The 15,774-nt window shown below is 68.7% G+C and carries 12 protein-coding genes and 2 pseudogenes; 5 read left to right on the top strand and 9 right to left on the bottom strand.

The window, feature by feature from the left end; genetic code table 11:
- Positions 1-194 precede the first annotated feature (194 nt).
- Positions 195-1,469, top strand: a complete 1,275-nt coding sequence (locus AS188_RS10490; protein ID WP_236944965.1) for an IS110 family RNA-guided transposase — start codon at positions 195-197, stop codon at positions 1,467-1,469.
- Between the two features lie 145 nt (positions 1,470-1,614).
- On the opposite strand, the gene istB is transcribed toward AS188_RS10490, so the two are convergent.
- The gene (gene istB / locus AS188_RS10485; protein ID WP_058858798.1) at positions 1,615-2,427 is read right to left on the bottom strand and encodes an IS21-like element helper ATPase IstB; all 813 of its coding nucleotides are present in this window, start codon (positions 2,425-2,427) and stop codon (positions 1,615-1,617) included.
- Positions 2,427-3,635 (bottom strand): IS21 family transposase, encoded by a 1,209-nt coding sequence (gene istA, locus AS188_RS10480; protein WP_058859879.1) that lies wholly within the window; start codon positions 3,633-3,635, stop codon positions 2,427-2,429. The genes istB and istA overlap by 1 nt, the downstream gene beginning before the upstream one ends.
- Positions 3,636-4,077: 442 nt before the next feature.
- Between istA and AS188_RS10475 the strand changes: the two genes are divergently transcribed.
- Positions 4,078-4,362 (top strand): hypothetical protein, encoded by a 285-nt coding sequence (locus tag AS188_RS10475; RefSeq protein WP_058858797.1) that lies wholly within the window; start codon positions 4,078-4,080, stop codon positions 4,360-4,362.
- Positions 4,363-4,647: 285 nt separating this feature from the next.
- On the opposite strand, the gene AS188_RS10470 is transcribed toward AS188_RS10475, so the two are convergent.
- The 5 genes from AS188_RS10470 to AS188_RS10450 all read right to left on the bottom strand — a co-directional run bounded on the left by AS188_RS10470 (position 4,648) and on the right by AS188_RS10450 (position 8,431).
- Complete coding sequence (locus AS188_RS10470) at positions 4,648-5,286, bottom strand: NAD(P)-dependent oxidoreductase (RefSeq protein ID WP_058858796.1); 639 nt, start codon at positions 5,284-5,286, stop codon at positions 4,648-4,650.
- Positions 5,287-5,665: 379 nt separating this feature from the next.
- Positions 5,666-6,553: an SDR family oxidoreductase gene (locus AS188_RS10465; RefSeq protein WP_058858795.1), complete on the bottom strand. Its 888-nt coding sequence runs from the start codon at positions 6,551-6,553 to the stop codon at positions 5,666-5,668.
- 119 nt (positions 6,554-6,672) lie between these two features.
- The gene (locus tag AS188_RS17515; RefSeq protein WP_058858794.1) at positions 6,673-7,017 is read right to left on the bottom strand and encodes a phosphotransferase; all 345 of its coding nucleotides are present in this window, start codon (positions 7,015-7,017) and stop codon (positions 6,673-6,675) included.
- On the bottom strand, positions 6,987-7,400 hold the full coding sequence (locus AS188_RS17510; RefSeq protein ID WP_058858793.1) for an aminoglycoside phosphotransferase family protein: 414 nt from the start codon (positions 7,398-7,400) through the stop codon (positions 6,987-6,989). The genes AS188_RS17515 and AS188_RS17510 overlap by 31 nt, the downstream gene beginning before the upstream one ends.
- A 23-nt stretch (positions 7,401-7,423) precedes the next feature.
- Positions 7,424-8,431: a phosphotransferase family protein gene (locus tag AS188_RS10450; RefSeq protein ID WP_058858792.1), complete on the bottom strand. Its 1,008-nt coding sequence runs from the start codon at positions 8,429-8,431 to the stop codon at positions 7,424-7,426.
- A gap of 194 nt (positions 8,432-8,625) precedes the next feature.
- Here AS188_RS10450 and AS188_RS10445 point away from each other — a divergent pair.
- Positions 8,626-9,886, top strand: a pseudogene (locus AS188_RS10445) (IS256 family transposase).
- On the opposite strand, the gene AS188_RS10440 reads toward AS188_RS10445, so the two are convergent.
- Positions 9,808-11,388: a transposase gene (locus AS188_RS10440; RefSeq protein WP_211268301.1), complete on the bottom strand. Its 1,581-nt coding sequence runs from the start codon at positions 11,386-11,388 to the stop codon at positions 9,808-9,810. The pseudogene AS188_RS10445 and the gene AS188_RS10440 overlap by 79 nt on opposite strands.
- A gap of 67 nt (positions 11,389-11,455) precedes the next feature.
- On the opposite strand from AS188_RS10440, the pseudogene AS188_RS10435 reads away from it, so the two are divergent.
- Positions 11,456-11,710, top strand: a pseudogene (locus tag AS188_RS10435) (transposase); the annotation flags it as partial.
- Positions 11,711-11,892: 182 nt separating this feature from the next.
- Positions 11,893-12,138 carry a hypothetical protein gene (locus AS188_RS10430; protein ID WP_058858791.1) on the top strand — a complete coding sequence of 82 codons (246 nt, stop codon included), beginning with the start codon at positions 11,893-11,895 and terminating at the stop codon, positions 12,136-12,138.
- An 81-nt stretch (positions 12,139-12,219) separates the two neighbouring features.
- On the opposite strand, the gene AS188_RS10425 is transcribed toward AS188_RS10430, so the two are convergent.
- Positions 12,220-15,738, bottom strand: a complete 3,519-nt coding sequence (locus AS188_RS10425) for an alpha-amylase family glycosyl hydrolase (protein WP_083529398.1) — start codon at positions 15,736-15,738, stop codon at positions 12,220-12,222.
- Positions 15,739-15,774 lie beyond the last annotated feature (36 nt).

Here is a 15,774-nt window from a genome sequence, read left to right as displayed (position 1 = left end):
CGCCCTTACACCGACGCCCGCAGGTGTTGTCTTCCAGTGGATCTGTCCGCCCCCACCGGGGCCGTGAACCGTATGGCCAGACGGAGCATGACTTGATAGGAGCCTGACCGGGAAGTCGCCCCACCTCTGTGCTGTCTGCCCCATCTGACCGACGGTGACCAGTTGCTCTTCCATCACGGAAAGGATCACCGGTCATGACGATCATGACAGTGCCACCGGCGGCGGCCAACCCTTCTGGGAACACGAACCCGGGACGGTATGCCGGGGTCGACACACACCGCGACACCCACCACGTGGCGGTCGTCGACGAGCTGGGCCGGACCGTGGCCGACCGGCAGTTCGTAGCCACCAACACCGGGTATCGGCAGATCGTGGACTTCCTGCACGACCACGGGCCCGTCCTTGCCGTCGGCGTGGAGGGCACCGGCTCCTACGGAGCCGAACTGGCCCGGATCCTGGCGGCCGCGGGGGTGACCGTGATCGAGGTGATGCGCGCCAACCGCCAGCACCGGCGCCTCAAGGGCAAGTCCGACCCGCTGGACGCCGAGCAGGCCGCGCTCACCGTGGCCGCCGGCCGGGCCACGGTGGTCCCGAAGCAACGCGACGGGCTCGTGGAGTCCTTGCGGATCCTGCTGGCCGAGCGCACCTCGGCGACCAAGGCCCGCACCGCGGTCCTCAACCAGATCCACGCCCTGCTGATCACCGCTCCCGGCGACGTGCGCACCGACTTCCACCGCTATCACGGTCAGAAGCTGATGGACGTGCTCGCTCGCACCCGCCCCGGACCCGGCGATGACCCCGACCAGCTCGCCCGTGCGTCGCTGAAACGCCTGGCGGGCCGCCACCGGGTCCTCACCGAGGAGATCACCGTTCTGGACGACCAGCTCGCGCAGATCGCGGCCCGACTCAACCCCGCCCTGCTGGCCACCCACGGGGTCGGGCCCGTGGTGGCCGCGACCTTGCTGGCCACCGTCGGGGACAACCCGGACCGGATCGCCACCCAGGCGCAGTTCGCCGGCCTGTGCGGGGTCGCCCCGATCCCGGCCTCCTCCGGACGGACCCACCGGCACCGGCTCTCCCGGGGCGGGAACCGCCAAGCCAACCATGCCCTGCACCGGATCGTGCTGATCCGCATGCGCTTCCGCGAGCCCCGCACCATGGCCTACTTCGCCCGCCGCCGAGCCGAAGGACTGGCCGACCGCGACATCATCCGGTGCCTGAAGCGCCACATCGCCAACGAAGTCTTCGCCCTGCTCACCCATCCGCCTGCCGATCCCCTCCCGGGGCCGCTGCTGCGCCGGCAACGCCAGGCGCTGGGCATCCGCCTCACCGACGCCGCCCGCACCCTGGAGGTGCCCTACCAGCGGCTACGGCGCCTGGAGCCGGGCACCCGCACCGATCCCGACCTCGTCCACCGCTGTCAGCACTGGCTCGAGGAGACCGACCAGCAACGCCTCAAAACCGCTTGACGCCAATAGGAGCATCCACTATCAGGGGCTCAACTGGCCCACCTGCCGGGTCAGCAACTCGTTGACAGTCTCGGAGGCCATGTCGGTTCCGCTCGAAGTTTGAGCTGTTTGTCCGTGTGAAAAGTGAGCACCTCTTGGGGTTGTTCTAGTCTGCCGGTCCGGTCTCGGTGACGGAAGGCAGGGTCTCGATGCTGGTGTGCCGGATGCGGTAGCTGGTGCCCTTGGTGGTGATGATCTCGGCGTGGTGGACGATGCGGTCGATCATCGCCGCGGCGATCGTGGTGTCGCCGAAGACCTCGCCCCATCTCGAGAAGGGCAGGTTCGAGGTGATGATCAGCGAGGCCTTCTCGTAGCGGGTCGAGACCAGCTGGAAGAACAGATTCGCGACCTCGGCCTCGATCGGAACGTAGCCCAGCTCGTCGATGATGACCAGCGGGATCCGGGCGATCTTGGCCAGTTCCGCTTCCAGGCGCCCGGTGGCGTGGGCGGTGTGCAGGCGGGTGATCCAGCCGGTGGCGGAGTTGAACGCGACTCGGTGCCCGGTCTGGGCCGCGGCGATCCCCAACCCGGTGGCCACATGGGTCTTGCCGGTGCCCGGGGGCCCGAGCAGCACCACATTGCCGGCCTGCACCAGGTACGCCCCGGCTTCCAGGCGCGCGATCACACCGCGGTCCAGGGAGGGCTGGGCGGTGAAGTCGAAGTCGGTGAGCGTCTTGATCGCCTCGAATCCGGCGGCCTTGATCCGCAGTGCGGCCCCCGAGGCGGCCCTCGCGGCGGCCTCGGTCCCCAGTACCGCGGCGAGGTACTCCTCCAAACTCCACTGCTGGGCCCGGGCGGTGTCAGCGATCCGGGCGTAGTCGGCAGCGATCCTGGGGGCCTTGAGTTGACGGGCGTGGTGGAGGATCTGCTTGTCCGCATCCGTCAGCGTCCGCCCAGCGGGCTCGGTGGCCGGTCGCATCAGGCGACCTCGATCCCGAAGAGCCGGTCGTAGACCCCGAGATCGGCGACCTCGACCTGCCCGCCGGCAGCGCCCTCGGTACGGGGCTGCTGGTGAGTCCGGCGCATGAGGGCCGCGGCGGCCACGTGGACCGGGTCCGTGACGGTGGCCCCGGATCCCCAGGCCCGCTGGTGGGTGGCCACCGTGCGCCCAGCACAGGTCACGGTGACGGTGTGCAGGTCCACGACCACCTCGACCAGGCGCCCGATCACGCCCGGGTGCACGGAGTAGGCGGCCCCGGCGGCGGTGACGTAGTAGTCCCGGGGCAGGCGCGTGGTGAAGCGGTGCCCGATCACCGGGTCCACCGGCGGCAGGGGCCCCATCGCCTCCCGCTCGGTGGTCATGGCCTCAACCGGGCGGGTGCGGGTGGTGCGGTGGGTGCGCTGGTTGGCGGTGATCAGCCAGTCGGTGAGCTGGGCCTGGAAGTCGACCGGGGCGGTGAAGGTGCGCCCGGGCAGGAACGAGGTGGCCAGGTACCCGTTGAACCGCTCGACCACACCCTTGGTCTCGGGATCGTAGGGGCGGGCCTGCACCAGGCGCACCCCGAGTGCCCCGCAGAAGGCGGCCACGCCCTCGGCGAGCTTGCCGCCGCGGCCGATGCCGGCCTCGTTGTCCCACAACAGCTGCCGCGGTACCGCCCCGAAACCCTCGGCCACACACCACCACATCCCCGCCAGCAGGTCCCCGGTCCTCCGGCTGGGCAGCACCGCGGCCACCGCGTAGCGGGAGTGAGAGGCGACCATCACCAGCACCGGGAAGTCCCGCACCACCCCGGCATGATCCGGGATCAGCCGGCCCGGGAACCACAGATCGCACTGGATCTGCTCCCCGGCATGATGCACCAGCCGGTCCGCCGGATCCGCCACCCGGTAGCCCGGGCGCAACCGGGCCACGTTGGCGTAGAACCACGACCTCGACCCCTCCCAGCCGACCCGCTCGGCGAGCACCGCGGTGGGCATCGACGGGAACCGGCCCAGCAGATCCCGCACCGCGGCCTCGACCTCGCTGAACGCCCCCTCCACCGGCGGACGCGGTGAATAGGACGGCGGGTCCGTGGAACGGAGCGCCTTCGCCACCGTGTTCCGCGACAGCGACAACCTCCTGGCAATCGCCGCCTGCGACAAGCCCTCCACCCGATGCAGCTGACGGATCAGCGCCCAATCCTCCACAGTGATCACTCTCCAATCGTTGGACGAGCTGCTCACTTTTCGACCGGAACTTCAGCTACCTATTCGACCGGAACCGACATGTGGTGGCCGCGGCGCACAACGCATGTGAGGTACTGCCTTGCCCGGAGAACCATACAAAGTCGCCGCGACCGTTCCGTCACCCGTTATGGACGGCTGAAACTCAGCGATGGATGACCGCATGTCCCGCAAGGGGAGGCCATTCTGCAGCGTCGTGCTCCTAGAAAATGTCCGGTAGCCGGCCATATGTAAAGCGACAGGGGCCGGAGCCGCTCCTGGCTCGGACTGTTTGGAAACGGTGCGTGAGGGTCCTTCGGCAGGTCGGTCTCTATCTGCCGAATTCCATGGGCGGCTGCTTCCCGCAGGTCAGTGCCACTTTCGGTCACAGTTCCCGACCGCTTCGTTCCAGTGATGAGGATGGACCATGAGCTGGCATGAAGCCGCAGAGGGCGGCGAGGGCACAGGAGACGCGGTGGCAGAGCGCCAGGCCGACGACGCGCCCAGCAATATCGGCGCGACGGGGGAACAGCTGCTCCCGGGCCAGCGGGTGCAGGCGCAGATGCACGGGGTGGTGCATTGGATGGGGACGGTGGAGACGGTCGCGATCCCGTTGGGTATGGTGTGGATCCGCGAGGACGGACTGGGAGAACGCAAGCTCCTGGACCTGCGGGAATACCAGGTACACCCCCAGGATTCCGCCGATGGGTGACCTAGAGCGATCCACCCCGAAGACCTCCGCGCTCAGATACGCCAGGCCCATCCACACCGCCCTTCGAGGCACCAGCCGGCCTCTGCACGGCTTTTCCGACCGCACCCGGGAGGATTTTGCCGAACTCACCATCCCCGTCCCGCACGATCGGGGCTTGCTTGCGAAAGTAGGACACCGTACGCGCCCGGCCACGTGTTGAGCTCCAGCCGGCCCAGCACCGGTGCCGTCATCTGGTGATCAAGAAGGGCAGTCTGCAGGTCAGTGGTCGTTGGGGCGCCGCGCGGCTCAGTTGCTGACGGCCGGGGCCTCCGTGACGTGGCGGGCATCGAGGAGCTGGGTGACGGTGAAAGCGGCGATGTCGCCGGCGGCCGCGCTGCAGCCGATGTCATCGTGGCCGAAGTATCCGACGTACTTCAGCCCTCGACCTCGACCGGGCGTGTGGCGCAGGAACCGCACGATCGTCCAGTCCAGATCGGCGCCGGTGACCGTGGCCATCATCTGCCGCATCTGGCCGTGGACACGCGGATGCAGGGCTCTCAGAAGAACCCGGTGGGCTTTCACCACCGGGGTGGGTTGTTCCTTCGGGCACAGCCCGACGGCGGGGCTGCCCAGGCCGATGTAGCGGGGCACTCCGTGGTCCTGCATCGCGGCCACCATGCGCGCGGTGCCTTCCACCAGGTGCGCACCGGGACGGTCCAGGCGCGGATCGAGCGCGTTGACCACGGCCTCGGTCCGCGCCAGGACCGCGGCCAGGGCCACCGGGTCGGTGAGCTGCCCGCTCACTACCTGCACCCGGTGCCCCCAGGTGCCGGTCACCGTGCTGGGGTCCGATACGAAGACCAGGGCCTCATAACCACGCCAGATCAGCTCCTGAACAACCTTACGGCCGATGTCGTTGTCAGCACCGAAGACCGTCACGCGCATGGGGTCCCCCGATCCCTCGAAATATGCACACGCTGTGCTTCAAGCCTAGGCACCCCGAGGCTGCGCCGACGGGAATCGAACGGCTCCCCACGTGACCAGGCACGATGCCGGACCGCAACGCATCCCATTCGCACACCGACACCCGTTCGACGGATGGCCCGGATTCCGGCGTCCCCGAACCGGAGGGCAGCCAACGTCAGAGCAGGACCCGCACACCCACCACAGACACGGCGGCGCTACGCAGGCCTGATCCCCGACCGCAAAGCCCAAAAGGAACCCTTACTGCACCGTATAGGTCATGGAGCGTGTGTGGGGTCCTGCTTGTCACCTTGGGATGGCTGTTCTCGTCAGAGCGGAGTTGTCGGGCGCCGTTGTGCGTTCAAGTCAGGCTCATGCCCCCGTCGGTAGTGATGACTTGACCGGCGACCCACACACCATGGTCGGTGGCCAGCCACCCGATCAGCCGCGCCGGATCCGTGGGCCGTCCCCAGCGGCCGAACGGGGTGGCCCGTCGCCACGCCTCGAGCTCCTCCAAGGACCGATCGGTGGTCCCGGGGTCCAGGTAGCCGGTGTTGACCGGCCCCGGATTGATCGTGTTCAGGACGATGCCGAGCTCGAGCAGCTCCGCGGCCACCGTGGGAGTCACCCCGGCCAGCGCGGCCTTGCTGGTGGCGTAGGCGACCTCGCCCCGCATCGGCCGCTGGCCCTGGCCCGAGGTCATCCAGAACACCCGGCCCGCCGCCGAGCGGGCGGCGGGCCGGGTCCTCCCGATCCGGTCGCCGGGCCGGACGGGTGCGGACCGGGACGTCGTCGTGGCGTGCCGGTGGGCGAAGTGCCGGGTCAGCAGCAGGGTGGAGCGGGTGTTGGTGTCCCAGAACGCGTCCAGGGTCTCGGCGGTCATGTCTAGGACGGACCCGTCCCCGCCGCTGCGGGCGTGGTTGCAGACCAGGATGTCCAGGCGCCCGGTCAGGGCGTGGGCCTGCTCGACGAGGTCTTCGGCGGCGTCCGGGTCCCTCAAGTCCGCGGAGGCATCGCCGGTAAGGGCACCATCGTGCAGAGCGGCGCGGATGCCGGCGCGTACCGCATCGAGGTCGTCGGCGCCCCAGGGCTGGTCCGTGTCATGGGCGCTGTAATGGTGGAAAAACACGCTCGCCCCCAGGGCGGCGAGCTCTACGGCCACCGCGTACCCGATGCCGCGGCGGCGGGAGACCCCGGTGACCAGGGCGGTTCTGCCCTGCAGCGGACGTGCGAAAGAGGGATGAGGCATGGTGGTGCTCCTGACGTACTCGGGGATTCGTCGTTCACAGGGCAGGCGCTCACACCGTCTTCATGGTGGGGAACCTATCAGTGACCACCGCTCCAGGCGGTGCGTCACCAGCAAGAGGGTCAACCGGTGGCCAGCACCCGGTCACGATCGCGGCGGTACATCGCGGCGTGCTCGGCGAAGTCGTCCCGGCCGGTCTCGGCGGCTCGTGCGTCCGTGAACACCGCGAGCTCTTCCAGCCGTGCCGCCACCGCGGCCACCAGGTCCACGGGCTCATACAGCGCCCCGTAGGAGTCGATCAGCAGCCGGAGGCGAGCCGCACGGTCGGGTGCGGGCGGGCCGCCGTCGTGCGCGTCATCGGTCAACGGCACCAACCGGTAGGCCAGGTGGGCCAGGTCCCAGATTCTGGGGCCCGGGGAGGCCGTGTCGAAGTCGATCACCCCGCGCAGCCGACCGTTGCGGAACACCAGATTGTACGGGCGAAGTCGTTGTGACAGATCACCTCAACCGGGTGGTGGGTGGGCAGCTGCCAGACCAGATCTTCCCCCACGAGCGCGGTGGACGCGTCGTGGATCCGGCGCAGCAGTTGCGCTGCCGCCACCAGGACCGTTTCCGCCCACACCCACTCGGGCAACGGATAGCCGGGCACCACCCCGACGATGTAGGACAGGACCTCCCGGCCGTCTTCGTCCCCCCCGCGAGGCTCCGGGACCTCGGTGATCCCTTCCGCCCGCAACCGGCTCAACAGTGCATGCACCGCCGGGGTCAAGGGTCCGACAGTGCGACGGACACTGTCGTCGACCCGTACGACGGTGGTGGAGTTGCCGCCGGTCAACATCTCCTCGCCCATGGCACGGCCCTATCCGGAGGGCCTCAGCCGAACCGGCGGTCCAGCTCCCGGGTGACGTGGGCAGCCGCGAGAGCGTACATATCCCGCTCCGAGCCGGTCATATCCAGGCGGCCGGCCAGGAGACTGCGGTGATGCAGGGACGTGAGGAACCGTTCGTAGACCTCCCAGGCGTCGCGGCGGACCAGCACTTCTTCCACGGTGCCCGTGGCCGCCCGGTGCTCACTGGCCGCCAGGTAGACCTCGATCAGGTCCCGGGTCCGGGCCCGGGTCATGGGCAGGTGCCATGGGTCCACGGTGATCAGCCCACCGAGGTATGCGAGGTCTTGGGCGGGGTCCCCGATCTCCGACCACTCCCAGTCGATGTAGCGCACCGTGGTGTCCCCGTCGACGAGGATGTTGGGCAGCATCAGATCCCCGTGGATCAGGGCGAAGGACTCCAACCGGTCGAAGGTCTTCTGCGCGTCGCGCAGATACGCCCCCACGGCCCGCGCCAGTCGTGTCACGTCGGGCTCGGCCAGCACGGCCGGGTGGTTGTCCGCCCACCAGTCCAGCCCGGCGGAGAACTGGCCGGCGATGTCCACCCTCTCCCGGCGTTCCTCCACCGGGGCGGTGATGTCTCCACAACGGTCAAAGCGCTGGGCATGCAGACCAGCCATCTGCTGGGCGTGGGCCCGGACCAGCGCCGGAGTCCACTCCCCCGGTGGCAGGATGCGGCCGGGCACGAAGCTGACCACCATGTACGGAGCGCCCAACGGATTGTCCGCCGACTCCTCCAGCACCAGCGCCTGCGGGCCAATGCCGGCCGACACCAGGCTCAGCCCGTGGAACTCCTCCCCCATCGGCCGCGGCAGCTCCGCCACGGGCCGCCGGGCGATTCGCACCACCACCCGTTGCCCGCCGGCCTCCAGCAACCAGGCCGCGAAGCTCTCCCCCTGCCCGAGCAGACGTACCTCGTCTCCGTCTCCGGGCGATGAGCCCAGGCCGACCGCAGCCGGGGCCTGACCGGCCAGACAAACCAGTCGATCGGCCATGGACGGATGCTCAGGACGGGTAGGATGCATGGCCCCAGTCTGCCCGCAACCACACCTGATCCGAACGCCACCGTCACGACCCTGACGTACCGAAGAGACGTCTCCAGCGCTCACACTAAACTCCCTATTGCAAGGGACTATCGCAGTAACGGTGTAAGAGGCCCAATCACCCCGTTCGGGGTTGGAGGGTCGACATGAGCGAGAAGATCGAGACACTGGTGGACGTGAGCCCACCGAAGCCCGGTGACGAGCCGGAAGACAACGCGCAGCTGAGCGCGGCCGAACAAGACACCGTCCGGGAGCTGGTCCGCGCCGCCCGCGCCAGCGGGGCGGCGTTGACCGGCCCGGGCGGGTTGTTGAAGCAGCTGACCAAGATGGTCGTCGAGGCCGCTCTGGACGAGGAGATGAACGAACACCTCGGCTATGAGCCCGGCGACGCCGCAGGGGCGCAACCGGGGCAACTCCCGCAACGGGAAACGGGCCAAGACGGTCATCACCGACAACGCCGGCCCCGTGCAGATCGAGGTGCCCCGCGACCGAGAGGCGACCTTCGAGCCGGTGATCGTCAAGAAGCGCCAGCGCCGCTTGTCGGACCTGGACCAGGTCGTCCTGTCCCTGTCGGCCAAGGGGCTGACCACCGGGGAGATCAGCGCGCATCTGGGCGAGGTCTACGGGGCCGAGGTCAGCAAGGACACCGTCACGAGGATCACCGACCGGGTGATCGAGGAGATGCAGGCGTGGTGGGCCCGGCCCCTGGAGCAGGTCTACGCGGCGATCTTCATCGACGCCATCATGGTCAAGGTCCGCGACGGGCAGGTCCGCAACCGGCCGGTGTACGCCGCGATCGGGGTGGACCTGGCCGGGCACAAGGACATCCTGGGCATGTGGGCCGGGGACGGCGACGGGGAGTCGGCGAAGTTCTGGTACGCGGTCCTGAACGATCTGAAGTCCCGCGGGGTCAAGGACGTCTTCTTCGTGGTCTGCGACGGGCTGAAAGGCCTGCCCGACTCCGTGAACGCGGTGTTCCCGGCCGCGATCGTCCAGACCTGCATCATCCACCTGATCCGCGGGACCTTCCGCTACGCCTCGCGGCAGTACTGGGACGAGCTCGCCCGGGACCTGAAACCGGTCTACACCGCCCCGACCGCGGCTGCGGCCGAGGCCGCCCTGGAGGAGGTGGAAGAGAAGTGGGGCGCCCGCTACCCGGCGATCAGCCGGCTGTGGCGCAATGCCTGGACCGAGTTCGTGCCGTTCCTGGACTACGGAGCCTGTTGCAGAATCGGCCTGCAGGAGCCGGTCCAAAGCTGGCCTGAGCCGATGATGACGAGGGGCCGGCCCAGAACCGCGCCGAGGACAGGGGTCCAGGACCCCTGCCTTCAGGCGGTGGGGGTTGCTCGGTGGATTTTGAGGATGTTGAACGCTGTGGCGGCCAGGTGTAGCTCGCTGGTGGCGTGATCGAGGCCGCGGCAGGAGAACCGGTCGATGATCTTCTTCAGGTTGCCGATGCCGGGTTCCACCGTCGCTGCTCGCCGCTTGTAGAGATCGCGGCCTTCACGGGTGCGTAGCCGGTGGGCGTTGGCCTCACGCGGGGTCGCCTCCGCTGGCGGCGGCCCGTGTGCTGGTTCCTGGGCTGCGGCGCGCTGGTCGTCGCGCCGCTTGCCCAGAGCGATCAATCGGTCCGGTCCTGCGGCTGTGAGGTTGGCGTCGCTGTTGTACCCGGCGTCGGCCAGCACGGTGCCCACCAGGTGATCGGGGTTGCCGGTGTGGGCGTGCATCCGCGTCGCGGCGTCCTGGGCGGCGTCCATCATCGGGGTGAAGCAGGCTTGATCGTTCGGTGTCTGTCCCACCTGCACCGCGACGATGAGCTGATCGCTGGTGACCGCGACCTGGGCGTTGTATCCCTGCAGGAACCCTCGACGGGTCGGCATGATCCGCGATTGCGGGTCGGTGGTGTTCGCCACGACCTTCGGCAGCTCCTTCCCGGCCGGGACCGGCTCCACGGCGGCTGCGGCGGCCTCGGCGTTGGCCACGACGCGGCGCGCCCGCGCCACCCTGGTGCTCTCGGCCATCGGCACCGGTGGTCGCCCCATCGGTTTCCTGCCGGCCGCGACCAGGGCGGCGTACCGGTCCAGTTTCGCCTGATGGGAGGTGATCTCCCGGGCCAGGTGCGCCCGTGCCTCAGCCAGCCGGTGCGGCCCGTTCGGGATCCGGCCCACCACCGGCTGTCCTTGCTCCGAGCGGCGGCGCCGGGCCAATGCGGCGGCCTCGTGCTCGGCCTGTTCCCGGGTCCGTCGTTGCCGCTGGGCCTTGAGCTCTTCGGAGGCCTGCTGGATCCTCTCCAGCCGCCGGGTGCGATCCCGCAAGGCGGCGGGCACCCGATCCGGGCGGTCGTCGCCATCACTCTCATGTGCTGCAGCATCCTCGGCCCGGTCTGTCTCCTCGGCCTCGGCGACCACGCCGGCGACGTGGCGGTCGAACCAGTCCTGGCCACGGTTGGCGTCGATCGAGGCGTTGGCTGCGATCTTGGTGCCGTCGATGGCGACCGTACCGAACCGGCCCAGCCCGGCCCGGGCGGCAATCATCAAGACCTGCGCGAACAACTCCGTGAACGCGTCCTGGGAATCGGCGCGGAACCGGGCGATCGTGGTGTGGTCCGGGCCGTCCTGGGCGCACAACACCCTAAACGCCACGTCGGTGAGACACATCCGTTCGATCGCCCGCGAGGACCGCACCCCTTGGCAGTAGGCGTAGACCAACAGTCCCAGCAGCATCTGCGGGTCGTAGCCGGCCGCGCCGGCCCCACCGCGACGCCGGGTGCGTTCCAGAGCAGTGGTGTCGAGAGCCTCGACGGTCTCCAGCACGAACCAGACCAGGTGATTCTGCGGAAGCCACTCCCGCAGATCCACCGGCAACAGCATCGGCTGGTTCCGGAGCACCGGGCGATACGACTTGGCCATGTCACATCATCCCCTGCCCGCCACCGACAAACCACGCCTGGGCAACACCCGATTCTGCAACAGGCTCTACGACGTGGAGATCCGCCGGGTGATCTGCTCGACGAATGCCATCGAGTCCCTCAACGCCCGGTTCCGGAGGGCGGTGCGGGCCCGTGGGCACTTCCCGAACGAGCAGTCCGCGATGAAGACCCTGTACCTGGTCGTGCGATCCCTGGACCCGAAGGGCACCGGGCAGACACGATGGGTCACACGGTGGAAGCCGGCGCTGAACGCCTTTGCCATCACCTTCGCCGACCGGATGCCGGCGGCGGAGAACCACTAACCATGGAAACGCCTCTTACACCGTTAGAGCGACAGTCCCGGGCATAGGGCGTGTCCCTTGGATCGGTATGTACGTAGCTACGTCTTGCACGATTGGAACGAGGCTCAGGCAGGCAACACTGGTTTTCCTGGTTTTCGAGTGCAAAGGTGGTGGGCGACGCAGGTTTACCCACGAATGGGGGCGTGAGCATGGGGAACCACGACAGCGGAAAGATGATCATTGGGGATCCCCCCAACTATCCGACGATGATGCGCGTGGCCACGATCGCGGGGGTACTGGGAGCCCTGGGGCTCGGTTTTGTATCGGCGTTCTTGGGTGGACCGGAGTGGTTGGGTTTTGCGGTCTTGGGCTTTTACATCGTGGGTGGTCTGCCTTCGTACATGTACCTGGCAGCACTGGTGAAGGAGAACAGGCGCAAAGGCGTGTAGGACAGCACCCCCTCCTGCAACGCTGACGATGGACAGCTGGTGGGCGGGTTCGGGACCTTTCCAGTGTGCGGACCTCTCCGCTCAGGAGCCGGCGCCCGCGTCATGCGTGCGGCGTCCCTTCGGTTGCTCCGTGGCTCTGGCGTCGGCCACGCCCGTGGCGGTCACGATGCCCCGGGTGTCGTCGGCCGCGGCGATGACTACCTGGCCGCCGAGGATGTCGCCGGCCTGGCGGGTGGTGTGCTTGTCCACCCGCAGGGCGAGCCCGCCCGCGAGCTCGGGTTGCGCGGCGACGACGTTGTCCGGCAGCTCCGTGGGCGTCAGCGGCACGGTACCGGTCCCGCCGGTGACGGTCTCGGCGTCGAGCGCCAGCTGCCCCTCGCGGCCCCAGGTCAAGGCCCAGTCGAGCAGTGCCGGGTCGGTGCCCTCCGGAACGACTCCGGCGGGGACCGCGATGAGGTCAGTGGTGACCCAGGAGGCCCGGGTGGTGCTCAGGTCCGGGCCGGCCGCCTGCTGCTCGGGCTCGTTGGTGCTGGTGTGGATCTCGTGGGTGGCGGCGTCGTACTCGATGGTGGTCACAAGCCCGTCCTCGGGCACCGAGAGGGTGACCTCGGGTCCGTCGACGGCGCCGTCCTGTCCGTACGCGGCGCCCGTGCCGAGGTCCTCCACGACGCGGAAGGTGTACTGTCCGGCGGGGATGAGGGTCGTCGACCATGCCCAGGTGCCGTCCCGGTCCGGGTCCTGCAGCCAGGGCCGCAGGCACTCCGGTGACCGGTCCGCGGTGCAGCCGAGCTCGTCCTGGAACGTGCCCGAGGCGGTGAGCAGGGGTCCGTCGGCGTCGGTGGTGACCCAGTGGGTGGCCGGGTCGTAGTAGAACGTGACCGGCCCGCCGGGTGCGGTGTAGCTGATGTTCGTCCCGTTGAGGACGCCACCGGTACCGTAGTTCTCGTCCCAGGTGCCGTCGATCGCGGCCTTGTAGGAATGGTCCCCGGCTGGGAGGTCGAACGTGCCCTTCCAGATCCCGTCCTCCTCGTCCAGGGTCAGTTGCCCTTCTGCGCAGCCCGGCGCCCAGTCGTCGGCGCAGCCCATTTCTGTGTTGTGCGTGCCGGCCACGGAGACCGACGACGGCTGCACGATTTCACCGACGATCGGGGTCCCGCCGCCGGCCGGGGCCGGGACGTCCCCGACGATCCCGGAGGCGGAGGATGCGGAGAGGTTGCCGGAGGAGTCTTTCAGCACCACCCGGTACTCGAGCATCGTGCCCTCGGCGTGGCCGGAGACGTCGTGGAAGATCCGGTACGGGGCGTTGTCGTCGGTGCCCAGCGCGGTCCACTCCTGCGTGCCCACGGGACGTACGGCGAAGCTCACCTGCGCGAATCCGTCGCCGGGCACGGCCGCGCGGATCTCCGCCCGTTCCTCGAGGATCCCGGCCGCACCGGGCGCCTGCAGGCGGACCTGCGGGGCCTCCTGCTCCGGGGACAGGGCGCGCCCGGCGCGGTAGACCTCGGTGGAGAGCGGGGCGACATCGACCGTGAGCCGCCCGTCCTTGGCGGCCTTGAGCTTGGCGTCGTCACCGTAGAGGGCGGTGAACTGGGTGTTGTCCGAGGACGTCGGCAGCGTCACGGTGCGGGTCTGTTCGGAGTTGTTGGTGACCACCACGTACTCGAGCTTTTCCTGGGCGTCGATGCGGCTGAACGCGTAGACGCCGTCCTGCTCCGAGGAGTAGCGATGGATCTGCGCGCCGTCGGCCAGAGCCGGGTGCGCTTCGCGTAGTGCGGAGAGCTCCGCGATCTGCTCGTAGAGCGGGTGGTCGGTGCCGTAGCGGTCGGCCGCGCCGGGCTCGGCGGCGATCATGGGCTCGGCCAGGTACTGCGGGACCTGGGTGGCGAACATGTCCTGGCGGGCGAGCTGGTCCCCTCCGGAGCCGATGAAGCCCTGCTCATCGCCGTAGTAGACCACCGGCTGGCCGCGAGTGAGGAACATCAGCTCGTTGGAGAGCTCCACCCGCTGCTGCAGCTCCGCGTCGCGGAAGCCTGCGTCGAACAGCAACCAGGAAGCCCGGCCCATGTCGTGGTTGCCGGTGAAGGTCGGCAACTGGTAGGCGTTGGAGTCGGTGTCGGTGTAGTGGTCGTCGGCGGCGTAGAACTCCCGCAGCGACGTGGTGCTCCCGCCCCGGGCGAACTCGATCGAGCGGGCCTGGAAGCCGAAGTCGATCACGGCCTGTAGATTGCCCGCCGTGGTGAAAGACGACAGGTACTCGGGGGAGGCGTCGTAGACCTCGCCGAACATGAAGAAGTCCTCGTTGCCCGCCCGGGCGGCGTCGAGAACCCGAGGGCTGAACTCCTGCCAGAACTCGAGGTTGACGTGCTTGACCGTGTCGATCCGGAACCCGTCGATGCCCATCTCCGCCCAGGTCGAGTAGATGTCGACCATGCCGTCGACGACTTCGCGACGCTCGGTGAACAGGTCGTCCAGGCCCACGAAGTCCCCGTAGGTGACCGACTCCCCGGACCAGGTGGAGTCCCCGCGATTGTGGTAGAGGTTCGGGTCGTTGAGCCACTCCGGGACCTTGACGGACGCGTCCTCCGGGGAGCGGAAGGCCGGGGTGTACGGAAAGGAGATCTCCGGGTCGGTCTCGGGGAAGTCCTCCGAGCCGGCGAACGCGGCGTCGTCGAAGGGCTGGCCTGCGGCGTCGCGGTAGGGTTCCTCGGACTTCGGGATGTAGGCGGTGGAGCCCTCCTCGTAGGTGATCACGTCCGCGGTGTGGTTGGTGATGATGTCGAAGTAGACCTTCATGCCGCGGGCGTGGGCGGCGTCGACGAGTTCCTGCATGTCCTCGTTGGTGCCCAGGTGCGGGTCAATCTGGGTGAAGTCGGTGATCCAGTAGCCGTGGTACCCGGAGCTTGCCGCCTCGCCCTGGCCCTGGACGGGCTGGTTCTTGAAGGACGGGGTGAGCCAGATCGCGGTTGTACCGAGGTCCTCGATGTAGTCGAGCTTGTCGTGGATGCCCTGCAGGTCGCCGCCGTGGTAGAACGCCTTGTCCGTGGGGTCGTAGCCGTGGTCGAGGCGGTCGCCCTGGAGGCCGCCGGTGTCATTGGACGGGTCGCCGTTGGCGAAGCGGTCGGCCATCACGAAGTAGAACTGCTCGGAGGTGACCGGTGCGCGCAGGCTGTCCCCGGCCAGTGCCCGGTCCTGCTCAGTGACCTCGTCCCCCGTCACTGCGGCAGGCCGCACGGAGACCGTGTCGGTGGTGTCGTCAAAGCTGAACTCGAGGGTCGCGGGGCCATCGAGCACCACGGGCCGGTTATCGGCGGGGTGGGACTCGCCCCACGAGCCGTTCAGGGCGACCTTGTACTCCCAGGTGCCGGCAGGAACCTCGAAGACGCCTTCATAGGTGCCGTCCCCGGTGGGTGCCAGCACCGTCTCGGAGCAGGACGGTTGCCAGTCGGAGGCGCAGCCGAGCTCATCCTGCAGGCTGCCGACGAGGGTCACGACTGGGTCGGCCGCGGCGGCAGAGGAGGCGGTGACGATTCCTATCGGGACGGGACCGACAGCAGCGACGGACAGCAGGGCCGTGAGGACGGAAGATGGACGACGTTTCATGGGAGTCTCCAGGTGGGTCGGAGGTGGAGCAGAAAG

Origin of the sequence: Kocuria flava, from assembly GCF_001482365.1 — a bacterium.
In the GTDB taxonomy this organism is placed as follows: Bacteria; Actinomycetota; Actinomycetes; order Actinomycetales; family Micrococcaceae; genus Kocuria; species Kocuria flava.
The sequence above is the reverse complement of the archived record's forward strand: the minus strand, read 5'-3'. Positions and strand labels throughout refer to the sequence as shown.